This window comes from Pseudomonas sp. GGS8, from assembly GCF_024168645.1.
Classification (GTDB): Bacteria; Pseudomonadota; Gammaproteobacteria; order Pseudomonadales; family Pseudomonadaceae; genus Aquipseudomonas.
The window spans coordinates 4942245-4963784 of the sequence record NZ_JALJWF010000001.1 but is presented as its reverse complement, the minus strand read 5'-3'; the positions used below and the strand labels follow the sequence as shown (position 1 = coordinate 4963784).

General features: G+C 61.3%; 19 protein-coding genes. 8 read left to right on the top strand and 11 right to left on the bottom strand.

Features of this window, described 5'->3' with window-relative positions; all coding sequences use genetic code 11:
* Positions 1 to 397: 397 nt before the first annotated feature.
* Positions 398 to 1348, bottom strand: coding sequence for a hypothetical protein (locus J3D54_RS22200; protein ID WP_253422650.1), 951 nt, complete (start codon positions 1346 to 1348; stop codon positions 398 to 400).
* Between the two features lie 196 nt (positions 1349 to 1544).
* The gene (locus tag J3D54_RS22195; protein ID WP_253426716.1) at positions 1545 to 1868 is read right to left on the bottom strand and encodes a hypothetical protein; all 324 of its coding nucleotides are present in this window, start codon (positions 1866 to 1868) and stop codon (positions 1545 to 1547) included.
* A 159-nt stretch (positions 1869 to 2027) separates the two neighbouring features.
* Between J3D54_RS22195 and J3D54_RS22190 the strand changes: the two genes are divergently transcribed.
* Both J3D54_RS22190 and J3D54_RS22185 read left to right on the top strand, forming a co-directional pair.
* Positions 2028 to 2711, top strand: coding sequence for a response regulator transcription factor (locus tag J3D54_RS22190; protein ID WP_253422649.1), 684 nt, complete (start codon positions 2028 to 2030; stop codon positions 2709 to 2711).
* Complete coding sequence (locus tag J3D54_RS22185) at positions 2689 to 4083, top strand: HAMP domain-containing sensor histidine kinase (RefSeq protein ID WP_253422648.1); 1395 nt, start codon at positions 2689 to 2691, stop codon at positions 4081 to 4083. Before J3D54_RS22190 ends, J3D54_RS22185 begins: the two co-directional genes overlap by 23 nt.
* Positions 4084 to 4224: 141 nt before the next feature.
* On the opposite strand, the gene J3D54_RS22180 is transcribed toward J3D54_RS22185, so the two are convergent.
* Both J3D54_RS22180 and J3D54_RS22175 read right to left on the bottom strand, forming a co-directional pair.
* The gene (locus J3D54_RS22180) at positions 4225 to 4731 is read right to left on the bottom strand and encodes a DinB family protein (RefSeq protein WP_253422647.1); all 507 of its coding nucleotides are present in this window, start codon (positions 4729 to 4731) and stop codon (positions 4225 to 4227) included.
* Between the two features lie 85 nt (positions 4732 to 4816).
* Positions 4817 to 5923: an NAD(P)/FAD-dependent oxidoreductase gene (locus J3D54_RS22175; protein WP_253422646.1), complete on the bottom strand. Its 1107-nt coding sequence runs from the start codon at positions 5921 to 5923 to the stop codon at positions 4817 to 4819.
* 234 nt (positions 5924 to 6157) lie between these two features.
* Between J3D54_RS22175 and J3D54_RS22170 the strand changes: the two genes are divergently transcribed.
* Entirely contained in the window at positions 6158 to 6475 is a 318-nt protein-coding gene (locus J3D54_RS22170; RefSeq protein WP_253422644.1) for a DUF2388 domain-containing protein, read from the top strand.
* 33 nt (positions 6476 to 6508) lie between these two features.
* Here the strand turns inward: J3D54_RS22170 and J3D54_RS22165 are convergent, their stop codons facing one another.
* On the bottom strand, positions 6509 to 7456 hold the full coding sequence (locus J3D54_RS22165; protein WP_253422642.1) for a pyridoxal-phosphate dependent enzyme: 948 nt from the start codon (positions 7454 to 7456) through the stop codon (positions 6509 to 6511).
* 167 nt (positions 7457 to 7623) lie between these two features.
* Between J3D54_RS22165 and J3D54_RS22160 the strand changes: the two genes are divergently transcribed.
* On the top strand, positions 7624 to 8283 hold the full coding sequence (locus J3D54_RS22160; protein ID WP_253422641.1) for an isoprenylcysteine carboxylmethyltransferase family protein: 660 nt from the start codon (positions 7624 to 7626) through the stop codon (positions 8281 to 8283).
* Between the two features lie 35 nt (positions 8284 to 8318).
* On the opposite strand, the gene J3D54_RS22155 is transcribed toward J3D54_RS22160, so the two are convergent.
* On the bottom strand, positions 8319 to 8987 hold the full coding sequence (locus tag J3D54_RS22155) for an HAD-IA family hydrolase (RefSeq protein WP_253422640.1): 669 nt from the start codon (positions 8985 to 8987) through the stop codon (positions 8319 to 8321).
* 58 nt (positions 8988 to 9045) lie between these two features.
* A complete protein-coding gene (locus J3D54_RS22150; RefSeq protein WP_253422639.1) occupies positions 9046 to 9453 on the bottom strand; it encodes a response regulator in 408 nt (135 codons plus the stop codon).
* 201 nt (positions 9454 to 9654) lie between these two features.
* On the opposite strand from J3D54_RS22150, the gene J3D54_RS22145 reads away from it, so the two are divergent.
* Complete coding sequence (locus tag J3D54_RS22145; RefSeq protein ID WP_253422638.1) at positions 9655 to 10593, top strand: class I SAM-dependent methyltransferase; 939 nt, start codon at positions 9655 to 9657, stop codon at positions 10591 to 10593.
* Positions 10594 to 10836: 243 nt separating this feature from the next.
* Here the strand turns inward: J3D54_RS22145 and J3D54_RS22140 are convergent, their stop codons facing one another.
* Complete coding sequence (locus tag J3D54_RS22140) at positions 10837 to 11490, bottom strand: NAD(P)H-dependent oxidoreductase (protein WP_253422637.1); 654 nt, start codon at positions 11488 to 11490, stop codon at positions 10837 to 10839.
* A 100-nt stretch (positions 11491 to 11590) separates the two neighbouring features.
* On the opposite strand from J3D54_RS22140, the gene J3D54_RS22135 reads away from it, so the two are divergent.
* Complete coding sequence (locus J3D54_RS22135; protein WP_253422636.1) at positions 11591 to 12223, top strand: TetR/AcrR family transcriptional regulator; 633 nt, start codon at positions 11591 to 11593, stop codon at positions 12221 to 12223.
* Positions 12224 to 12348: 125 nt separating this feature from the next.
* Positions 12349 to 14112: an L-lactate permease gene (locus J3D54_RS22130; protein ID WP_253422634.1), complete on the top strand. Its 1764-nt coding sequence runs from the start codon at positions 12349 to 12351 to the stop codon at positions 14110 to 14112.
* A gap of 166 nt (positions 14113 to 14278) precedes the next feature.
* Here the strand turns inward: J3D54_RS22130 and J3D54_RS22125 are convergent, their stop codons facing one another.
* The 3 genes from J3D54_RS22125 to J3D54_RS22115 are packed head-to-tail and all read right to left on the bottom strand — an operon-like array spanning position 14279 to position 20006.
* Entirely contained in the window at positions 14279 to 15664 is a 1386-nt protein-coding gene (locus J3D54_RS22125; protein WP_253422632.1) for an efflux transporter outer membrane subunit, read from the bottom strand.
* Entirely contained in the window at positions 15661 to 18807 is a 3147-nt protein-coding gene (locus J3D54_RS22120; protein WP_253422631.1) for an efflux RND transporter permease subunit, read from the bottom strand. The genes J3D54_RS22125 and J3D54_RS22120 overlap by 4 nt, the downstream gene beginning before the upstream one ends.
* Positions 18808 to 18809: 2 nt before the next feature.
* Positions 18810 to 20006 carry an efflux RND transporter periplasmic adaptor subunit gene (locus J3D54_RS22115; RefSeq protein WP_253422629.1) on the bottom strand — a complete coding sequence of 399 codons (1197 nt, stop codon included), beginning with the start codon at positions 20004 to 20006 and terminating at the stop codon, positions 18810 to 18812.
* 113 nt (positions 20007 to 20119) lie between these two features.
* On the opposite strand from J3D54_RS22115, the gene baeS reads away from it, so the two are divergent.
* On the top strand, positions 20120 to 21538 hold the full coding sequence (gene baeS, locus J3D54_RS22110) for a sensor histidine kinase efflux regulator BaeS (protein ID WP_253422627.1): 1419 nt from the start codon (positions 20120 to 20122) through the stop codon (positions 21536 to 21538).
* Positions 21539 to 21540: the final 2 nt, after the last annotated feature.

The window sequence follows — 21540 nt, the reverse complement described above, 5'->3', positions numbered from 1 at the left end:
TGCGATTGTTCATCCGTGAAAAGTTCAGGTGAGATTCTTCAGCGCCATGCTGCACTACACCTTGCGGGCCACCTGACTAATAACAACGAGAAGGTCTGCACAGGTACTTCGACAGCGCATCAGCTGCGCGTCCAGACACCGTAGTTGATACCGCAGGATGGGGCTGGATCTTTGATGCTAGGAGATATCGCTGAAGGAAATATTGATCCAGGCCAGTGAAATCGCCTGAGCCCACCGCCCCCCCCAAAAAGCAAAACGCCGCTTCTACCGGAGGCAGAAGCGGCAGAGGCCAAATGCCTCAAAGGGATCAGTGCATGAACAAGGCAATCAGAATGATGATCGGGATCGGAACGCCGAGAAAGAACAGCAGTAATGAGCGCATGGTGGTTCTCCTGGGTTAGCGAACAGGTGGCAGCGTCGTGGTCGTGGTGGTGGTCACATAGGCATCGGCCTCCAGATACTCCACGGCATCCCGGCGACGACCGCCGAAGGTCGCGGCGAGGCTGGCGAAAAACGCGCCGGCCAGCAGCGCGATGAACATCCACAACGCCGTCCATGCCGCTGCTTTCGCGGCAGTGTCAGCCGCTTGTTGCGCAGCCAGTTTGGCGTCGGCCACAGCTTTTTGAGTGCGGGCATACACTTCATCGACGCGACGCTCGGCATCCGCTTGCGTGAGGTTGGTCCGCTGGGCCACCCATTGCGCCAGGTAAGCCCGATCTTCGGCGGCCAGTTGACCGTCGTTGCTCAGGCTGCGCGCGAAGATGCGGGTGACGGCGCCGTGGGCGGCGTCATCACTGACAGCGACCGGGCGGTCATCGCGAAACAGACTGTCGATGAAGTAGCCGTACGGATCACTCGCACGATTGCCGATAGCGCTGCCGGCAGCCTGGGTCATGGCGCTGGCGGCACCGCCGGCGACCATTGCCCCGGCCTGCACACCACCGCTGACGACGCTACTGACCGAACCGACCACCAGGGTCGCGGTCACCAGCGTCGCCACACACCAGGCCAGGAAGCCATGGGCCGTGTCACGGAAATAAACCTCGTCACCGTGCATGTACGCCCACCTCACCCGCAGGCGGCCGGCGATGTAACCGCCGAGACCGGACGCCACGATTTGCGTAACGGCCAGCCAGACAATCGTCGAGATACCCAGGCCCTTGGCGCTCACACCTTCATTGGCCCACGGCGAAACCACCGTAAAACCCAGGCCAAAACCGAGCAGCACGAGGATCAGCGACAACGCCGCTGCCGCTGCGGCCCCGGCGAAGATTGCGGGCCATGAGACGCCCGATAGTGTGCTGGACTCTTCGGCGACAGGATAAAAACCATCGGGGGATCTATTCATTGTTGTTGTACTCCAGGCAGTTGTTACAACTCGTCAAATACAACTCGTCAAACGAGCCGTTGCAGACAGCGTGCCAGTCGCACCACTTAAATAAATCGTTCCATTTCAATAAGTTGAAAACAATGAACTTCTCAGGACCATGCACTTTGCAAGGAGCCGCCGCTGGCGGCGGGCTTTATGCATTGCGCCAACCGAACTACTTGCGCTTGTAACTCTTGTTGCCGCTGGGCGTCAGGCAATACACCCCGCCTCTGGGCCCGGTGCAGAACGTACCGGTGCCGCAGGCGCAGCCGTCGGTTTCCTGTAACAGCGTCTGTGGCCGCGCCTGGCTGTTAGTGCCAAACATCGCCGAACAGCTCTTCTTCGAACCGCTGATGGAGCCGTCATTGCACAGGAACAGATCGCCGTCGCAACGATCGATACCACCCTTATTCCCGGAACACGGTGTGTTGGCAGCCCAGGCGGATGAGCCGAACAGGCACACTAACAACAGAAATATTGGCATCCAGCCACGAACCATTAAAGTGCGCACAGTGCAGCTTCCCTTTAGAGTCATGGCTGGATGATATCAATGTTGCGGCCAGACTCACGAGACGACATGAAAGTTAATTTAATAAGCCGCACGTAATTCTTGGCAAAATGCACGCAACTTCGTATCGAACCGATTATCAGGCAGCCTATGACCCGTATTTTGACCATCGAAGACGACGCCGTGACCGCCCGGGAAATCGTCGCCGAACTGAGCAGCCACGGCCTTGAGGTGGATTGGGTCGACAATGGCCGCGAAGGCCTGGAGCGCGCAGTCAGCGGCGACTACGACCTGATCACCCTCGATCGCATGCTGCCGGAGCTCGATGGCCTGGCCATTGTCACCACCCTGCGCACCATGGGCGTGGCCACGCCGATTTTGATGATCAGCGCCCTCTCCGACGTCGATGAACGAGTGCGCGGCCTGCGCGCCGGCGGTGACGATTACCTGACCAAACCGTTCGCCACCGATGAAATGGCCGCCCGGGTCGAAGTCTTGCTGCGCCGGCAGAACACCGTGACCGCCCATGCCACCACGTTGCGGGTGGCCGATCTGGAGCTGAACCTGATCAGCCACGAAGCCAGCCGTGACAGCCAGTTGCTGACGCTGCTGCCCACCGAATACAAGTTGCTGGAATTTCTGATGCGCAACACCGGGCAGATTCTGTCGCGGATGATGATTTTCGAAGAGGTCTGGGGTTATCACTTCGACCCTGGCACCAACCTGATCGACGTGCACATCGGCCGTCTGCGCAAGAAAATCGACCCGCCAGGCAAAGTCCCACTGATTCGGACCGTGCGAGGCTCGGGCTATGTCATTGCTGAACCCCTCTAAAGGCTGGCGTTCCTCCAGCAGCCGCTTGCTGGCGCTTTACAGTTCGCTGTTCGTCGCCTGGAGCGCGATTCTCATGGGGGTCATGTATTACGAGGTGTCCAACTACCTCGACACCCTCGCCAAACACTCGCTGATGCAACGTCAGCATCTGTTTTCACGCTTCCAGGGCGAGCAACTGGTGGATGCCCTCGCCGCCAGCATGACCTTCGACATTCGCGGCATCGATGCCTATGGCCTGTTCGATGACCAGCAGCGCTACCTCAGCGGCGCCTTGCGCCAGATCCCAGAAGAACTGCCGCTGGACGGCAAGATTCACATGCTCGGCGATTGCGCCGAATCCGACGACCCGACCCTGCCCGCCGACAGCTGCGACGCCGTGGCCACCCGAACCCTGGACGGCCGTTGGCTGGTGCTGGTGCGGGACAACGGTTCGTTGTTTGCCGTGACCCGGATCATCCTGCACGCGCTGTTGTGGGGCGTGTCGCTGACGATTCTGCCAGGTATCGCCGGCTGGCATTTATTGCGACGGCGCCCACTGCGCCGGATCCGGGCGATCCAGGCCAGCGCCGAAGCTATCGTCGCCGGCGACCTGACCCGACGCCTACCGCTGTCCAATCGCCGTGACGAACTGGACATGCTTGCCGCCATCGTCAATGCCATGCTCGAACGCATCGAGCACTTGATGAACGAGGTCAAGGGCGTATGCGACAACATCGCCCATGACCTGCGCACGCCGCTCACGCGCCTGCGGGCGCAGCTGTACCGGATTCAGCAGCAGGCCGATGAAGGATCGACGCTGGCCGTGCAACTGGATTCGGTGCTCGGCGAGGCGGATACCTTGATGGCGCGCTTTCGTGGCTTGCTGCGGATTTCCGAGCTGGAAGATCGTCAGCGCCGCTCGGGTTTCGTGCAACTGGACCCGGTGCCGTTGCTGCAAGAACTGCACGACTTTTATCTGCCACTGGCGGAAGAAGGCGAACTGACCTTTGAACTGCAATTGCCCGAGTCCCTGCCACAACTGAACGGCGACAGAGCGCTGTTGTTCGAGGCCGTGGCGAATCTGCTGAGCAACTCGATCAAGTTCACACCACCGGGCGGCCGGGTGATTCTGCGTGGGGTGAATGACGCTGGGCATACCCGCATTGAAGTGCTCGACTCCGGTCCCGGGATCGCGCTGGCGGAGCGTGAGGCGGTGTTTCAACGTTTCTATCGCGCCGAAGGTAGCAACCCGCAAAGCGGTTTCGGCCTGGGCCTGTCGATCGTCGCCGCGATCGTCAGCCTGCACGGGTTTACGCTGGAGGTGGGCGACAGCGAGTTGGGGGGTGCGCGGTTGGTGCTCGATTGCCGGCAGAACCTGATTCCACAGACCTGACCCAAATCTCCTGAACTGACACATAACCTGTGGGAGCGGGCTTGCCCGCGATGGCGGCCTGACAGAGAAAATTATGTCGCCTGACACTCCGCTATCGCGGGCAAGCCCGCTCCCACAGGATTTTCCTGAGTCAGCAGGCACTCAATACCCCGGAACCTCGCGCAGAAACACCGGCAAATCGGTGATCGGTGGCATGGCCGGAATCTCGACGTACATCTGGACCACCCAGCCTCGGTGATAACTGGCGTGGTTGACCACATGCAACAGCATGGCGCCGGCGCTCATGACCCCGCTTTCCCCCGACACGGAGGTGAACTCGATGAGTTTATCCAGCGAGTCGTCGGTCTGGGCCGAGCTCCAGCCACAGAACCATTGATCGATCTCCTGTTGTGCCATTCGCAGCTCGGGGAGTTCGGTATGGAGCAGGTCATGGGAGGTTTTGAAGTCGTGCCCTCGGCCTTCCAGGTGGGCTTGCCAGATGCAGTCCACCACGTAGATCTGGTTCAAGGTGCCAATCATGTTGTTGAACACCGATCGCCGTTTGCGGTTGAGCTCCTCCGGTGGCAGCGCCATGAGGCTGTCGAAGAGTCGCTGATCGGCCCAGCGCTTGTAATCGGCGAGCATGCGGGCAGTGCGTAGGTTGATCATCAGAGGTCCCCCATGTCGATGGGCGCATTGCCAAGAATAGTCCTCGCGGCGCTCGCCATCGCTGCCGTCGATCACTGGCAGGCGTTTACCGGTCGATCGCCTGCACCACCCGTTCGGCCAGCGCCAGGCAACTGGTCAGCCCCGGTGACTCGATGCCGAACAGGTTGACCAGCCCCGGCACGCCATGCTCGCTCGGGCCGCTAACGATGAAGTCGCCGGCCGGCTCGCCCGGCCCGCTGATTTTCGGGCGAATGCCGCTATAGGCCGGTTGCAGGCTGCCATCGGGCAACGCCGGCCAGTAACGCCGGATCGCCTGATAGAAACCTTCGCCGCGACGGCAATCGACGCGGTAATCAACCTGCCCGACCCATTCGACATCCGGCCCGAAACGGGCCTGACCGCCCAGGTCCAGGGTCATGTGCACACCCAGCCCGGCGCTTTCCGGCGCCGGGTAGACCAGATGCCGAAACGGCGCCGGGCCACTGAAACTGAAATAGCTGCCCTTGCACAACCAGGCCTGGGGAACGTGCCGCGCCGGCAAGCCTTCGATCCGGCCGGCTACCTCAGGCGCGGACAGTCCCGCGCAGTTGATCAACTGACGACAGCTCAAGGTCATGGGCTGAGCACCGCCCATGTGCAGCTCGAAACCCTGCGCGGTGCAACGGGCCGATTCCAGTGGCGTACGAAAGGCTATCGAGGTGCCGCACGCTTCAGCGTCTGCCTGCAGCGCCAGCATCAAGGCGTGGGAGTCGACGATCCCGGTGGACGGCGACCAAAGCGCTGCGACACAAGACAACGCCGGTTCAAGCGCTCGTGCCTGCCCGGCATCCAGCCATTGCAGGTCATCGACGCCGTTGCGCAAACCTTGCTCCAGCAATACCTGCAAGGCATGACGCTGGCGGTCATCGGTGGCCACGATCAGCTTGCCGAGGCGCCGGTAATCGACGCCGCGCTCATCGCAGTAGGCATACAGGCGTTGCCGGCCCTCCACGCACAATTGCGCCTTGAGGCTGCCGCTCGGGTAATAGATCCCGGCATGGATCACTTCCGAGTTGCGCGAACTGATGCCCACGCCAATCCCCTCGCCCGCCTCGACCAGAATCACTTCCCGACCGGTCCGGGCCATGGCTCTGGCCACCGCCAGCCCGACCACGCCGGCCCCGACCACCACGCATTCGATATCGACGCTCACCTGCCCTCCACTCGTTCAAACCAGCCCTGGCTGCCGATAATCGATCAGGCAGAAGAATATCGCCAGTCCATGACCACGAATCGAATACGGTCCGGGGGGAGTTCTCGGCCCTTGAGTCGGTTTTGAACAGTCTCCGATGCATATCTCGCATCGACAGGGGAACTCCTGACCACCGCCAGGCATCCTAAATTATGTGTTACTTCCTTTACGCTTCACGCTTTGGAGGACGCCGTCATGCGCCGTCTGTTTCTCATCTCTTCGCTAGTGCTTTGTTTGCCCGTTGGTTCGGCTATGGCCGGTGTGGATGCAAAAGATGTCGCCACCTCAGCCGGGGTCTCCGCATCGCTGTACTCGACGTTCAAGGATCATAAATTGGTCATTCCCGCCCGGGATGACGCCTCCAGTTTTGTCGCCAGCGGCGGCACGATCCGTGGCGTTTACCTGGAGTCGGTATTGAAGGACATTCGCCAAACTCATCCCGACCTGAAGGCCAGCGATGAAGATCTGGCCAGAGCGATCCTCGTTCAGGAAGGTGTTCCAGCCGGTAAATGAAATCTCCAACGCAAGCGGTAGGGCTAGCCAGCCCTACCTTGCTTCGGCACTGTTTTTCTCCACCTCAGCGGACAGGCGTGCCCAGCCGGCGACCAGCTGCGCGCTGATGCTGACACCGCCGCACACCACAACCACCACGTCATGGGCCTCGGCAATCGCTGGATGGTCAAGGTACGCCACCGCCAATGAAACACCGCACGCCGGTTCGACCAACTGGCGCAGGTCGTTGGCGTAACGAACCACGCCCATGATCGCCTCATCATCGCTGAGCACCACGCATTCGTGGGCAAAATCGAGGATGTGCTGCACCGGCCAGGCCGCCACTTGGGCGGCGCCGAGTGAGGTGGCGACGGTATCGATGCGCGGCAGTCTGACCGGGTGCCCGGCAGCGATAGCAGCCGCGAAAGACGCCGCGCCCTGGGTTTCGCACGCCACAATCCGGCAGTCCATACGCTGATGACGGATCAACCCGGTGAGCAGGCCCGCCAGCAAACCGCCGCCCCCCACCGATGTCACCAACACATCGACCTGAGGACAATCCTCAAGGATTTCATCGACCATCGTGCTGTGCCCTTCCCACAACACCGGGTGATCGAAAGCCGGGACGTACTCGGTGTCCGCACCCTGTGCGAGTTCTTTCGCCCGTTGATTGGCCTCGTCCCAGACCTTACCGTGAACGATCACCTCGGCCCCGGTGTTCCTGATCCGGGCGCGGGTGGTTTCCGGGGTGGTGTTCGGCACCACGATGCAGGCTTTCAGCCCAAGACTGGCGGCGGCCACCGCCGTGGCCAAACCGGCATTGCCACCGGATGGACAGACGACTTTGCGCTTGCCCTGCGCCGCCGCCTGACTGCACAAAAGGCCCATGCCGCGCAGTTTGAACGAGCCGCTGGGTTGCAGGTTTTCCAGCTTGAGCCAGATTCGCCGAGTCGGAGTTGACAGACCCGGGTGCAGAATCAGGGGCGTTCTGATGTGAAGCATCGTGTGCTCCTTGTGGCAGCACCGGCGCGTTGAGATCTTTCAACGGGCCGGAAGTGAACGGGCAGGCTCATCTTTATCCAAGCTTAGTTCACCCTGCCGGACGACTGCCGCTCTCATAACGGGCTGCCCCCCTACACTGGTAATAGGCCCTTTTTGCGAGATCAGTCATGAAAATCTCAGCCAAACTCGCGTTTTCCGCGCTCGTCACCACCCTTGCCTACCTCGCTCTCGCGGTGTTCGGGCTGGGCGGGTTGGCGGCTTTTTTCTCGCATCCGCCGCTGGTGGTCATTGCGCTGGCCACCCTGTTGATGACGATCGTGTCGTTGTTCAGCGAAGTCAACTTGAGCCCCGGCGAACGTGAAGACCGGGCCAATCGTTGGGTGCTGCCGGTCTTTGGGGTGCTCGGGTTGTTGAGCGGGTATCTGCCGGCCTACAACGACCGGATCGACTTCTGGACCTTCGGTGGCGAGGGCCTGCGTTGGCTGGGCGCGCTGCTGTTCATTGGTGGCGGCGCGTTGCGGCTGTGGCCAGTGTTTGTGCTGGGCAAGCGCTTCAGCGGGTTAGTGGCGATTCAGCCAGGGCACCGCCTGGTCACCGACGGAATTTATCGGAATGTGCGCAACCCCAGCTACCTGGGGCTGCTGATCAATGGCGTGGGCTGGGCGCTGGCCTTTCGTTCCGGCGTCGGGTTGCTGCTGGTGGTGCTGATGCTGATTCCGCTGATCGCCCGCATTCGCTCCGAAGAAGCACTGTTACGCACGCAGTTCGGCAGCGAATACGAGGCTTACTGCGCCCGTAGCTGGCGATTGATTCCGGGGATTTACTGAAATAAACACAGCTCCCACATTTGCTCACATCAACTTTAGAGCCTGTACAGGCTGATTTGGCTGTCGAGATCCACTCGCGCCTCGACCAGGTCATAACTGGCCAGTGTGGCGTGCGGGGTCTGAAGGAGATGAACGTGGGTCGCGGTGATGACCATGACGTTGGCACCCGCCGCTTCGCCTGCGCGAATACCGACGTCGGCGTCTTCGAAGATCAGGCACTCGGCGGGATCCACCTGCAGTCGACGAGCCGCCAGCCGATAGCCCGCAGGGTCGGGTTTGCCGGTGCTGACGTCTTCGGCGGTAACCATCACGCCAGGCTCGGGAATACCGGCCGCGGCCATTCGGCGCAAGGCCAGCGCCCGCGGCGCAGAGGTGACGATGGCCCATTGGTGGGCGGGTAGCGACTTGAGAAAATTGGCCGCGCCGGACACCTCGACAATCCCCTCCACATCAACGATTTCGGCCTCGGTGATCCACGCCGCTTCAGCTTCGGCATCCACCCCGGGCAACGCCAGGCGATTGATGGTGTCGATGGCGCGAACGCCATGGATGGTCGGCAGGAAAGTTTCGACATCGACGCCGTGACGCACGGCCCAAGTTGCCCAGATCCGCTCGGCGGCGGCGATGGAGTTGAGGATGGTGCCGTCCATATCGAACAGCAAGCCACGGTATGACCTGTTGAGCAGGGATGTTTTGACAGACAAAGGGCGACGTCCTTTTGCAAGAGCCAGGCAAATGTTGTCAGCTAATGTACACCAGCGCCTACAGGGTTCGGGTCGACTGCAAGGCGCGTTGCACACAATCGAGCAACTGCCCCACCGCCCAGGGTTTCTTGATGAACGAAACCGGATGCTTGACCCCGGAGCTTTTCGGCGTTTCGAAGCCGGACATGATCATGATCGGTTTGTCTGGCCAACGGTCGCCAAACTGATTGGCCAGGTCCGCGCCATTGAGTTTGCCCGGCATGGTGATGTCCGTGAGCAATAACCCCACCTGCGGGGCGTGCTGTTCCAGAAACTGCGATGCAGCGTCCGCGCTGATTTGTGGTTCAACCGCAAAGCCTTCCTCCTGAAGAATTTCGCAAAGAAACTCCAGGATCAACGGGTCGTCCTCAACCACAAGAATCAATCCGTCAGACAAGTGCGCGCCCGCCGTTGATACTGGACTCATGACTGTGCCACTCCCTGATTGCGCAAATAGTTTCGCAGGCTCAAATCCGCCACCTACAGGTATGAACAGCGGACTTCAGGGAAAATTCATTTTTGATACACCTATCCAGGACATTCTCCGTCCAGGCCGGTAAACCCGACCGTTTGTCCGCGCATAATTGTGGTTAAAATGCCGCCCTTTCCACATGACCGACCCTGCCCGATGAATCCAGACGCCCTCTCCATCCTCCACGACCATTTGCTCACAGCGCTTGCGGCAGCACCCGCAGAAACCCGTCGGCTGTTCCACGGCCGTGGCCGCTGCTGGCCGGGGCTGGAGCAATTGACCGTCGACTGGCTCCAGGGCGTGGTGCTGGTCTGCGTGTTCAAGGAGCCGCAAGCGTCGCAACTGGACGATTTGAAGCAGCGACTGATGGCGATCACACAGTCGCCTGCGTGGAAAACCTCCGGTGCGCATACCTTGCTCCTGCAACATCGCTATCTGCAGGAGAGCACCACCGAATGGCTGCTCGGGGAGCCGATCGAGGAAATGACGATCACCGAGGGCGGTTTGCAGTATCGCGTGGACCTGGGCCGCAAACAGAACACCGGCCTGTTTCTCGACATGCGCTACGGCCGCGATTGGGTGCGGGCCAATTCGGATGGCAAGCGGGTGTTGAACCTGTTCGCCTATACCTGTGGGTTTTCGGTGGCCGCCATTGCCGGAGGCGCAGCGCATGTGGTCAACCTGGACATGTCCCGCGCGGCCCTGAGCCGTGGCCGCGACAATCATCGGCTCAATGGCCATGACTTGAGCAAAGTCAGTTTTCTTGGCCACGACCTGTTCAAGTCCTGGGGCAAAGTGATCAATAGCGGCCCTTACGATCTGGTGATCATCGACCCACCGTCCTTTCAGAAAGGCAGTTTTCTGCTGAGCAAGGACTATCAGCGTGTGCTGCGCCGTCTGCCAGAGTTGCTCCGCCCTCAGGGTACGGTTTTGGCCTGCATGAACGACCCGGCTTTCGGCGCGGACTTCCTCATCGATGGCGTCACCCGCGAAGCGCCGAGCCTGCGGTTTGAGCAGCGGTTGGAAAACCCACCGGAATTTCCCGACGCCGATGTTGAGTGCGGGTTGAAGGCGTTGGTGTTCAGACAGGGGTAGTTGAAAATCAAAATGGTGATTCAACACCAGGCAGGCCGGCCAGACTCAGCAGACTAATGGTACTTGAGCCCGAACCCGCGGCTTCCTACGATAATGATACGCAGCGGTTGGAGGTTTAAAGCCGTTGCGTAAGTGGTGGGTGAACTGAACCCCAATAAGCCCACCCCTTGTTTCATGCGCATCTTGAGCCTCTCGGCTCTACTTCCTCCCCATCAAAGAGCTTTGAGGCTCTTTTTTTGCCTGTCAAAAAGCCTCGGCGCCGACCGCTCGGCAACGCTGAACATCCTGGCCCACGTCGCGGCGCCCGGAGGCAGCGAAAAGCTCACGACCGATCGCACGCGCAGCCTCCAGATGAACCGTCGGGTCCTGGATTTCCGACTCGAGCAGCAACTCGGACGTCACCACGCAAGCACCGCAATAGTCGAAGATCCCATGGTCGATCTGCGTCTTCATGGCGTCGGCATAACCGTGGCGCGCATAGGTTCCTGCGTCGGCACCGCCAACACCCACCAGATGAACCCGCAGGTGGCGAAGCTTCTTCTCTAACTTGGCATCCGCCGTGAAATCGAACGCCCAGCCATTGGCGAACACACGGTCGATCCAGCCTTTGAGCAACGCTGGCATCGACCACCAATAAACCGGATAAACCAGCACCAACGCATCGGCGCGATCGATTCGCGCCTGCTCGGCGGCCACATCGGCGGGCGGCAGTGCTTCGCGGTGATGGACGGCGAGATCGGCCGCGCCGAATCGCGGATCGAACCCTTGCGCCCAGAGGTCCGCGAGTTCGAAAGAGTGGTCGGAATCTGCCTCGGATACACCTTCAGCGATGTACCTCGCGAGGCTATGGGTGAGCGACCGGGGATCATGGTGAGCCACAACGATGAGTGCGTGCATGACGAAGACTCCTGCTACGGAATGAGTGATTGAGGGTGAAAGGCGAGCCTTATATACTCTTGGTAAGTTACGCCCAGTAAGCTACTTTTGGTATATAGCCATGTCAAGCACCGAAACACCCGAGCAGGATTCCAACCCGCAACCGCGCCGTCGGATGTCGCGGGAGGAGCGTCTGCGCCAGTTGCTGGATGTCGCCTGGCAACTCGTTCGAGAGGAAGGCACGGACGCGTTGACGCTTGGCCGGCTCGCCGAACAGGCGGGGGTGACAAAACCGGTGGTTTACGACCACTTCACCACCCGCCCCGGGTTACTGGCGGTGCTCTATCAGGAATTCGACGCGCGTCAGACCGCGCTCATGGATGCCGCGCTTGAAACCAGTGAACCGACACTGGCCAGTAAGGCAATGGTCATCGCCTCGTCTTATGTCGACTGCGTTCTGCTTCAGGGCCGCGAGATACCGGGCGTGATCGCGGCGCTGACGAGCTCGCCCGAGCTGGAAAAGATCAAGCGCGAGTACGAAGCGATCTTCATGGACAAGTGCCGCAACGCCCTGCTCCCCTTCGCCGGAACCGGTGATATCGCGCCAGCGAGGCTTCGGGCGATGCTGGGTGCCGCCGAGGCGCTGTCCCATGCCGCCGCGACCGGAGAAATCACCGCGGAGCAGGCACAGGACGAGCTCTTCGAAACGATCGTGGCGATGGTCGAAAGGAGCGCGCGCCTCGGGAGAGCCTAGAAGCCTGAAGCACATCGAACGGCTGGCAAGTACCCGCCAGAACAGCAGCGTAATGCCACCTATACTCAAGCCACCTCCCCCCAACGGGGACCTGCGCTACCGACAATAAAAAGCAGAGGTGGAACATGGTCTGGCAGCAAATCTATGACCCCTTCGGTAACCCCGTGCTATCAACCCTCATGGCGGCGGTGCCGGTGGTGGTGATGCTGGTTTCCCTGGCGTTTTTCCACATCAAGGCGCATCTGGCTGCGCTGCTGGCCCTGGGCTCGGCCTTGTTGATGGCGATTTTCGCCTTCGGCATGCCCGCGAAGATGGCCGGCTCGGCCGCACTGTTCGGCGCCGCCAACGGTCTGTTGCCGATTGGCTGGATCGTGCTCAACATTATTTTCCTGCATCGGCTGACCACCGAGAATGGCTCGTTCAAAGTGCTGCAAGACTCCCTGGCGCGCATCACCGATGATCGACGTCTGCAATTGCTGCTGATTGCCTTCTGTTTCGGTGCTTTCTTCGAAGGGGCCGCCGGCTTCGGCACCCCCGTGGCGGTGACCGGGGCCATTTTGATCGGGTTGGGTTTCTCGCCCCTGGCCGCGTCTGGCCTGGCGTTGATCGCCAATACCGCGCCGGTGGCGTTCGGTGCTCTGGGCACGCCCGTCATCACCCTGGCCAAAGTGACCGGGCTGGATGAAATGGAGCTGTCGATGATGGTCGGTCGGCAGTTGCCATTCTTCTCCGTGATCGTGCCGTTCTGGCTGATCTGGGCCTTCGCTGGCTGGCGCAAGATGCTGGAAATCTGGCCGGCGATTCTGGTGGCCGGAGTCAGCTTCGCCATACCGCAATTCCTCGTGTCCAACTACCACGGGCCGATGCTGGTAGACGTCATCGCAGCACTGATTTCCATGGCCTGCCTGACCGGTTTTCTCAGGGTCTGGAAACCGGCCACGGTGCATACCTCAGCCGCCCTGTCAGGGCGAGTCGACAACTCCAAAATAGCCCAGGAGCATGACGAAAAACCCGTCGCCAGCGCGACCTTTGCCAGCGATGCAAAACCTGCCGTAATGCGCGCATGGATGCCATGGATCATCCTCACGGTGTTCGTTTTTGCCTGGGGCACTCAGAGCTTCAAAAACCTGTTCGATACCCGCCCGGCGATGGATCCGCAAACCCACTCGGCCAAGCTTGATCCTCAGGGCAAACCGATGCTCGAGGCCAACCCGATCTTTGCGCCAATCGTGACCTTCACCACAATTCACCAACAGATCGAGAAGGTCCCGCCCGTGGTGCCCGCGCCGAAAACCGAGGACGCGATCTACAAATTCACCTGGTTCACCAGCACCGGTAGCGGCATCTTGCTTGCGGCGATTCTCGGCGGGCTGCTGATGGGCTATTCCATCCCGCAACTGCTGAACCATTACGTGCGAACGCTGTGGGTGGTGCGCTATTCGCTCATCACCATTGTGGCGATGCTCGCCCTGGGCTTTCTGACCCGCTACTCGGGCCTCGACGCCACCATGGGTTTGGCCTTCGCCGCAACGGGCATTTTCTACCCGATGTTCGGCACCCTGCTCGGCTGGCTCGGCGTGGCCCTGACGGGCTCGGACACGGCCTCCAACGTGCTGTTCGGCGGCTTGCAACGGGTAACCTCCGAGCAACTGGGCCTGAGCCCGGTGCTGATGGCCGCCGCCAACAGTTCCGGCGGGGTCATGGGCAAGATGGTCGACGCCCAGTCGATTGTGGTCGCGTCCACCGCCACCCGTTGGTACGGCCATGAAGGGGAAATCCTGCGCTACGTGTTTTTCCACTCCGTGGTGCTGGCGATTCTGGTCGGCGGGCTGGTGACGTTGCAGGCGTATGTGGCGCCGTTCAGCCATCTGGTGGTGGGCGGGCACTGATCCAGAGGGTTGCGGGCCTCATCGCGAGCAGGCTCGCTCCCACATTTTTGAACTGCACTGCCCCGAATATTCGGCTCGACACACAACCCCTGTGGGAGCGGGCTTGCCCGCGATGAGGCCATCACCGCCGACATCCATGTCGCCTGCCAGACCACTATCGCGAACATTAATTCCAGCCGCCCCCCATCACCTTGTACAACGTCACCCGATTACTCTGCTCGGCCAGACGCAGGGTGATCAGGTCCTGTTGGGCGCTGTACAACGAACGCTGGGCGTCCAGCGCTTCGAGGTAGCTTTGCGAGCCACCTCGATAGAGCGCGTCGGCCAGTTCAAAGCTTTTACGGCTGGCGTCGGTCAAGGCTTGCTGCGCCGTCAGGCGTTGGTCCAGGGTGCTGCGCACCGCCAGCGCATCGGCCACTTCCTTGAAGGCAGTCTGTAAGGTTTGCTGGTAGGTCTGCACCTGAATTTCACGCTCGACCTTGGCCGCATCCAGCGTCGCGCGGTTGCTGCCGGCATCGAAGATCGGCAGGCTGACGCTCGGGGCGAAGGTCCAGGCGCCGCTGCCGGACTTGAACAGACCGGACAACGCCGAACTCGCAGAACCGGCATTGGCAGTCAGGCTGATGCTCGGAAAGAACGCCGCCCGAGCCGCGCCAATGTCGATGTTGGCCGACTTGAGGGTGTGTTCGGCGGCCAGCACATCCGGGCGCCGTTGCAACAGACTGGACGGTAACTCGTCCGGCACCTGCACCAGCAGCGCGACCGATTGCAGGCTCGCGCCGGGCAGCAATTCATCGGGGATATCGCTGCCGACCAGCAAGCGCAAGGCATTGCGGTCCTGGAGAATCTGACTGGCGTAGACCGCCACATCGCCTCGGGCCGACTCCACAGTGGTTTGCGCCTGGGCCAGGGCCAAGCCGGAAGAGCCACCCAAGGCATGGCTGCGTTGAGTCAGTTCGTAGGTTGCCTGTTGGCTGCGCAGGGTTTCCTGGGCCAGTTGCAAACGCTCGTTGTCCGCCGCCAGGGTCAGCCAGGCCGTGGCCACTTCAGCCACCAGGCTGATCTGGGTGCTACGCCGGGTTTCGGTCAGTGCCAGATAGTCCTCCAGCGATTCGTCCTGAAGGTTCTGTACTCGCCCGAACACATCCAGTTCATAACTGCTCAGCCCCAGTTGCGCACTGTACTCATGACTGGTGCTCGCCGTGCCGCTGCTGGACGTGCGGCTATGTGTGCCGCTGACGCCGGCATCGATGGTGGGAAACGCCGACGCCCGTTGAATGCGATATTGAGCCTGGGCCTTTTCGATGTTCAGGCTGGCCAGACGCAAATCACGGTTGTTGGTCAGGGCCAGGGTCTGCAAGCGCGCCAGACGACTGTCGGTAAAAAATTGCTGCCAGTGAATATCCGCCGCCACATCGCCTGAAGGCGCGCTGGTCGACGGCAACCATTGCCCGGCAACCGGCGCTTCGGGGCGCTGATACTGCGGCGCCAGATTGACACAACCACTGAGTAACGCCAGAGCAGCCAACAAGGGCCAATGAAACTTGATCATGCATCACCTTTCTGGGCGGTTGGGTTGGCGGTTGTTGCGGGGGATCCACGACCGAAACGGCGACGGATCAGCACGAAGAACAGCGGCACAAAGAAGATCCCCAGCACGGTGGCGCTGAACATGCCCCCCAGCACGCCAGTGCCGATGGCCTGGCGCCCGGCAGAACCGGCGCCGGAACTCAACGCCAGTGGCAGCACGCCGAACATGAAGGCCAAAGACGTCATCAAGATCGGTCGCAGGCGTTGGCGCACGGCGGTCAGAGTCGCGTCCCGCAGGCTGTTGCCCTGCTCTTGCAGGTGCTTGGCAAACTCGACGATCAGAATCGCGTTCTTCGCCGCCAGTCCCACCGTGGTCAACAGCCCAACCTGGAAGTACACATCGTTGCTCAAACCACTGAAGCGGGTCGCCAGCACCGCGCCGACCACCCCCAACGGCACCACCAGCATCACCGAGAACGGCACCGACCAACTCTCGTACAACGCCGCCAGGCAGAGGAACACAAACAGCACCGAAATCCCGTACAACAGCGGCGCCTGGGAGCCGGACAAGCGCAGTTGATATGACTGTCCGGTCCACTCGTAGCCGATGCCTTCGGGCAGTTGTTTGATGATCGCTTCCACCGCATCCATCGCAACCCCGGAACTCACCCCCGGTGCCGGATCGCCGACCACCTCCAGCGAGGCATTGCCGTTGTAGCGCTCCAGCAACGGCGAGCCATAGCTCCACGCGCTGCTGGCGAACGAGGAAAACGGCACCATCTCGCCTTTGCTGTTGCGCACGAACCAGTGCTCCAGGTCGGCCGCCTGCATCCGCGCCGACGCCTCACCCTGCACGTAGACCTTCTTCACCCGGCCCTGGTTGAGGAAGTCGTTGACGTAAGTGCCGCCCAGCGCCGTGGACAAGGTGCTGTTGATGTCGCTGGTGCTCAGGCTCAAGGCGCCGGCCTTGCGATCATCGATGCTGACTTTGAGCTGCGGTGTGTCGTCCAGGCCATTGCTGCGAACCCCCAGCAGGCGCGGGTCTTTTTTGGCCAGTTCGATGAACTGCTCCCGCGCCGCGACCAGGGCGTCATGCCCCAAACCGCCAAGGTCTTTGAGTTGCAGGTCGAAACCCGAACTTTGCCCCAGACCGCGCACGGCCGGTGGCTGCATGACAAACACGCTGGCATCGCTAATATTCGCCAACGCCAGGGTCGCGCGCTGGGCAATAGAGGCTGCGTCCTGGCCTTTCCCCGATCGCTCGTTCCAGTCCTTGAGTTTGATGAAAGCCCGGCCGGTATTCTGGCTGTTGCCACCCATGCCCAGGCCGCTGATGCTGATCAGCGCCTCGACTTCCGATTGTTCGAGCATGTAGCTCTCGAACTGCTTCATCACGGCCTGAGTGCGGCTATCGGTGGCCCCCACCGGCAACTGGATCTGCGCCATGAGGATGCCTTGGTCTTCGTCCGGCAAGAACGAAGTCGGCAGGCTGGCATAACCAGCGCCCATCGCCAGCAAAATCACCCCATACACCAGCAGGCTCCGACGCCCACGCTGCAGAATGCCGCCCACCAACTGTCGATAGCGCTCGGCGCTACGTTCAAAGCTGCGGTTGAACCAGCCGAAGAAGCCGCTTTGCGCACCATGGCCCTGGGCATCGGACGGCTTGAGCAAGGTCGCACACAAGGCCGGCGTCAGGGTCATCGCCACCAACACCGACAGGAGCATGGCCGAGACGATGGTCACCGAAAACTGCCGATAGATAATCCCGGTAGAGCCACCAAAAAACGCCATGGGAATAAACACGGCACTGAGCACCAGAGCGATGCCGATCAGCGCACTGGTGATTTCCGTCATGGACTGGCGAGTCGCCGCCAGCGCCGAAAGCCCCTTCTCACCCATCACTCGCTCGACGTTTTCCACCACCACGATGGCATCGTCCACCAGCAATCCGATAGCCAGGACCATGGCGAACATGGTCAGGGTATTGATTGAATAGCCGAACAGCGCGAGCACGCCAAAGGTGCCCAGCAATACCACCGGCACGGTGATCGCCGGGATCAATGTGGCCCGCAGATTCTGCAGGAACAGGAACATGATCAGCACCACCAGCACGATCGCCTCGCCCAGAGACTTGACCACCTCTTCGATGGACAGGCTGACAAAGGGGGTCGTGTCGTAAGCGATCACGTTCTTGAGCTGCATTTCCGCCGGGTAGAACGGCTCCAGTTCCTTGAGTTTGGCCTTCACGGCCTCACCCACGCTCAAGGCATTGGCCCCGGCGGCGAGCTGCACACCCATGGCGGCAGCGGGTTTGCCGTTGAGGGCAGAACTCACGTCGTAGCTTTCGCTGCCCAGTTCGACCCGCGCCACATCCCCCAGCAGCACCACCGCGCCATTGCTGGTGGACTTGACCACGACGTTGCGAAATTCTTCGGCGGTTTGCAACTTGCTGCGGGCGCTGATAGTAGCGTTCAACTGTTGCCCGGCCACCGCCGGCAAGGCACCGAGCTGGCCGGCGGACACTTCGGTGTTCTGTGCTTCCAGGGCGCTGCTGATGTCCGAGGGCATCAACGCATACTTTTCCAGCAGGGCCGGGTCCAGCCAGATGCGCATGGCATAGCCCGAACCGAGGGTCTGCACGTCGCCGACGCCATCGATACGACTGATCTGGTCGAGCAAGGTGCTGGAAATGTAGTCGCCGATCTGGGTGCCGGTGACGCTTGGGTTGTCGGAGGCCAGGGCGGCAATCATCAGAAAGTCCGAACCGCCCTTGGTCACGGTCAGGCCTTCGCTCTGCACCGATTGCGGCAGTCGTGATTCGGCCTGTTGCAGTTTGTTCTGCACCTGCATCTGCGCCACATCCGGGTTAGTGCCGGCGGCAAAGGTCAGGCTGATGCTGGCGCTGCCCGCCGAACTGCTGGAGGCCGACATGTAGGTCAGGTTATCCAACCCTTTCATCTGCTGTTCGATGACCTGCGTCACCGAGTTTTCCACGGTCTTGGCCGAGGCGCCGGTGTAGGTGGCGGAGATCCGTACCGTTGGTGGCGCGATGTCCGGATACTGTTCCAGCGGCAGTTGGCTGATCGACAAGGCGCCGGCGAGCATGATGACAATGGCGATGACCCAGGCAAAAATCGGTCGATCGATAAAGAACCGCGCCATGCTCAACCCTCCTGCGCAATGGCAGTCGGCGCCGATTGCCGCGTGCGGCTACGAGTGCCGGTGTTTTGCGCCAGCACCGGGGCGCCGACCCGCACTTTCTGCCCGCCCTCGACAATCACCTGGTCACCCGCCGTCAGGCCGGAGGTGACCCACCATTGGTTGCCCACGGCGCGATCGATAGTCAGCACACGCTGTTCGACCTTGCCATTGACCACCAGCAACACCGACGTCACGCCACTGGCGCTGCGGGTCACGGCTTGCTGCGGAATCAGGATCGCTTGATCGTCCCGGGCCTGTTCCAGCACCGCCCGCACATACATGCCCGGCAGCAACAGCCGCTCCGGGTTGGCGATTTCCGCCCGCAGGGTCACGGTGCCGGTGCCCTCATTGACGCTGACCCCGCTGAATTTCAAGCGTCCCTCATGGCCGTAAGTGCTGCCGTCGTCGAGCTTGAGACTGATCCGCGCTTCGCCCTCGCCGTTGCTTTGCAGTACACCGCTGGCGAGGTCGCGCTTGAGGCGCAACAGCTCGGTGGTCGATTGCGTGATATCCACGTAGATCGGGTCCAGTTGCTGCACCGTGGTCAGTGCGCTGTCCTGATTGGCCACCACCAGTGCGCCGGGGGTGACCGTCGAGGTTTCGATGCGCCCGCTGACGGGCGAGCTGATGCGGGTATAGGCCAGGTTGATACGCGCGGTATCCACGCCGGCCTGGGCCACTTGCAGTTCAGCCTCGGCGGTCAGCAGACTGGCCTGGGCATCCTCGTTGTCCTGCTGGCTGATGGCATCGATCTTCGCCAACTGGGCATCACGCTTGGCCGTGGCCTGGGCCGATTTCAACGTGGCGCGAGCCTTGGCCAGGGTCGCCTGTGCTTCAGCCAATGCAGCCTTGTATGAGGACGCGTCCAACTGATACAGCGCCTGCCCGGCCTTGACCTCGGCGCCTTCGACAAACAGCCGTTGCTGGACGATACCGCCGACCTGCGGGCGAATCTCGGCGATCATGAACGCCTGAGTGCGCCCGGCCAGCTCCGTGGTCAGCGCCTGGCTTTTGGGTTGCACCGTGATCACTGACACCTTGGCCGGTTCAATCACGGGCGCAGATGCGCCGGGGGAGCAACCGCTCAACACCACCAGAATAATCAAGGACAGTAAAACCGCGGCGGTTACCAGGGATTTGGCGAGAATTTTGGTCGACATAAATGCCTCTGCAAGACGGGATGGCTGAAGCCAGACGCCATACTGCGAGGCAAATGTGCAGGAAAATTGAAGATTGCCTGCCGCCCTTGAATCTTCGCCGCGCCAGGGCCTAAATGGGCGGGCCATTCACTGACCTGCCCGAGCCCATGAAACTGAGTATCTCCACCAAGCTGTTTATTGCGGTACTGGCCAGTGTGCTGTTTGTCATCCTGAGCATGGGGCTGGCCAACGGCTGGAGCTTCGGCAAAGGCTTTCTCGACTACCTCAACGAACAGGCTCTGTTGCGCATGACCCCGGTGCTGCCGCGCCTGGCCAGCGCCTATGAGCGCGAAGGCAGTTGGGAGTTTCTGCGCAACCAGCCGGATCGCTGGTTCGAGCTCATGCGGCCGGAGCCCGGCGTAGACTTCACCGGCCCGCAGCAGCCGCCCCTGACCACGTCCGACCTGACCGGCGCGGTGTTTCGCATCGCCCTGTTGGACCCGCAAAAGCAGCTGGTGATGGGCTACTCGGCGATTGCCGACGACGCCCTGATGCGCCCGATCGAGGTCGCCGGTAAAACCGTCGGCTGGCTGGCGGTGACGCCGTTCCAGAACGTGACCGAAGCCGGCGGCGAACGTTTTCGTCTGTACCTGTTGCGCACCAGCCTGGCCATGGGTGTGTTCTCGTTGCTGCTGGCGATACTGATCGCCTGGTGGATCGCTCGCACTCTGCTTGACCCGGTCAAGCGGGTAGCCGCCGCCACGCATCGATTGGCCGCAGGCGAGTACAGCAACCGGGTGGCGGTGTCCTCCAATGACGAAGTCGGTCAGTTGGCCCGCGACTTCAATCAACTTGCATATACGCTGGAGCGCAACGAAAAAATGCGCCGGGAGTTCATGGCCGATGTGTCCCATGAACTGCGCACTCCACTGTCGGTATTGCGCGGAGAGCTGGAGGCCATCGAGGATGGTGTGCGCACTCTCGATCAGTCGTCGATGAAATCGCTGCAAGGCGAAGTCGGCATGCTCAGTAAACTGGTGGATGACCTGTATGAACTGTCCCTGGCCGATGTGGGCGCGCTGACCTACCGCAAGAGCGAATGCGATCTCAACGAGTTGCTGGACAGTTGCGCAGCGATGTTCCAGGAACGCTGCAATGCCCGGCACTTGCGCTTGGAGCTGGAGCTGCCGACACCACCACTGAGGGTGGAAGCCGACCCCAAGCGCTTGCAGCAACTGTTCGGCAATCTGCTGGAAAACGCCGTGCGCTATACCGATGAAGGCGGCGTGCTGCGTATTTGTGCGGCCAGCGATGGCGACGACGTACGCATCGATTTCCTTGATTCCGGCCCCGGGGTCGACGCGGATCAGTTACCGCGGCTGTTCGAGCGTTTCTACCGCGGCGAAACCTCACGCAACCGCGCCAGCGGCGGCGCCGGTCTGGGGCTGGCGATCTGTCACAGCATCGCCCTGGCTCACGGCGGTAGCCTCAGTGCCGATCATTCCCCTTTGGGTGGCCTTTGGCTGACCCTGCGCCTGCCACGGAATGCCTGAAC

Coding starts and splice junctions, on each gene's coding strand:
- baeS (WP_253422627.1), top strand. CDS start 20,120: ATGGGCGGGCCATTCACTGACCTGCCCGAGCCCATGAAACTGAGTATC.
- J3D54_RS22120 (WP_253422631.1), bottom strand. CDS start 18,807: ATGGCGCGGTTCTTTATCGATCGACCGATTTTTGCCTGGGTCATCGCC.
- J3D54_RS22115 (WP_253422629.1), bottom strand. CDS start 20,006: ATGTCGACCAAAATTCTCGCCAAATCCCTGGTAACCGCCGCGGTTTTA.
- J3D54_RS22160 (WP_253422641.1), top strand. CDS start 7,624: ATGAAAATCTCAGCCAAACTCGCGTTTTCCGCGCTCGTCACCACCCTT.
- J3D54_RS22200 (WP_253422650.1), bottom strand. CDS start 1,348: ATGAATAGATCCCCCGATGGTTTTTATCCTGTCGCCGAAGAGTCCAGC.
- J3D54_RS22170 (WP_253422644.1), top strand. CDS start 6,158: ATGCGCCGTCTGTTTCTCATCTCTTCGCTAGTGCTTTGTTTGCCCGTT.
- J3D54_RS22180 (WP_253422647.1), bottom strand. CDS start 4,731: ATGATCAACCTACGCACTGCCCGCATGCTCGCCGATTACAAGCGCTGG.
- J3D54_RS22165 (WP_253422642.1), bottom strand. CDS start 7,456: ATGCTTCACATCAGAACGCCCCTGATTCTGCACCCGGGTCTGTCAACT.
- J3D54_RS22130 (WP_253422634.1), top strand. CDS start 12,349: ATGGTCTGGCAGCAAATCTATGACCCCTTCGGTAACCCCGTGCTATCA.
- J3D54_RS22145 (WP_253422638.1), top strand. CDS start 9,655: ATGAATCCAGACGCCCTCTCCATCCTCCACGACCATTTGCTCACAGCG.
- J3D54_RS22190 (WP_253422649.1), top strand. CDS start 2,028: ATGACCCGTATTTTGACCATCGAAGACGACGCCGTGACCGCCCGGGAA.
- J3D54_RS22125 (WP_253422632.1), bottom strand. CDS start 15,664: ATGATCAAGTTTCATTGGCCCTTGTTGGCTGCTCTGGCGTTACTCAGT.
- J3D54_RS22135 (WP_253422636.1), top strand. CDS start 11,591: ATGTCAAGCACCGAAACACCCGAGCAGGATTCCAACCCGCAACCGCGC.
- J3D54_RS22195 (WP_253426716.1), bottom strand. CDS start 1,868: ATGGTTCGTGGCTGGATGCCAATATTTCTGTTGTTAGTGTGCCTGTTC.
- J3D54_RS22185 (WP_253422648.1), top strand. CDS start 2,689: ATGTCATTGCTGAACCCCTCTAAAGGCTGGCGTTCCTCCAGCAGCCGC.
- J3D54_RS22140 (WP_253422637.1), bottom strand. CDS start 11,490: ATGCACGCACTCATCGTTGTGGCTCACCATGATCCCCGGTCGCTCACC.
- J3D54_RS22150 (WP_253422639.1), bottom strand. CDS start 9,453: ATGAGTCCAGTATCAACGGCGGGCGCGCACTTGTCTGACGGATTGATT.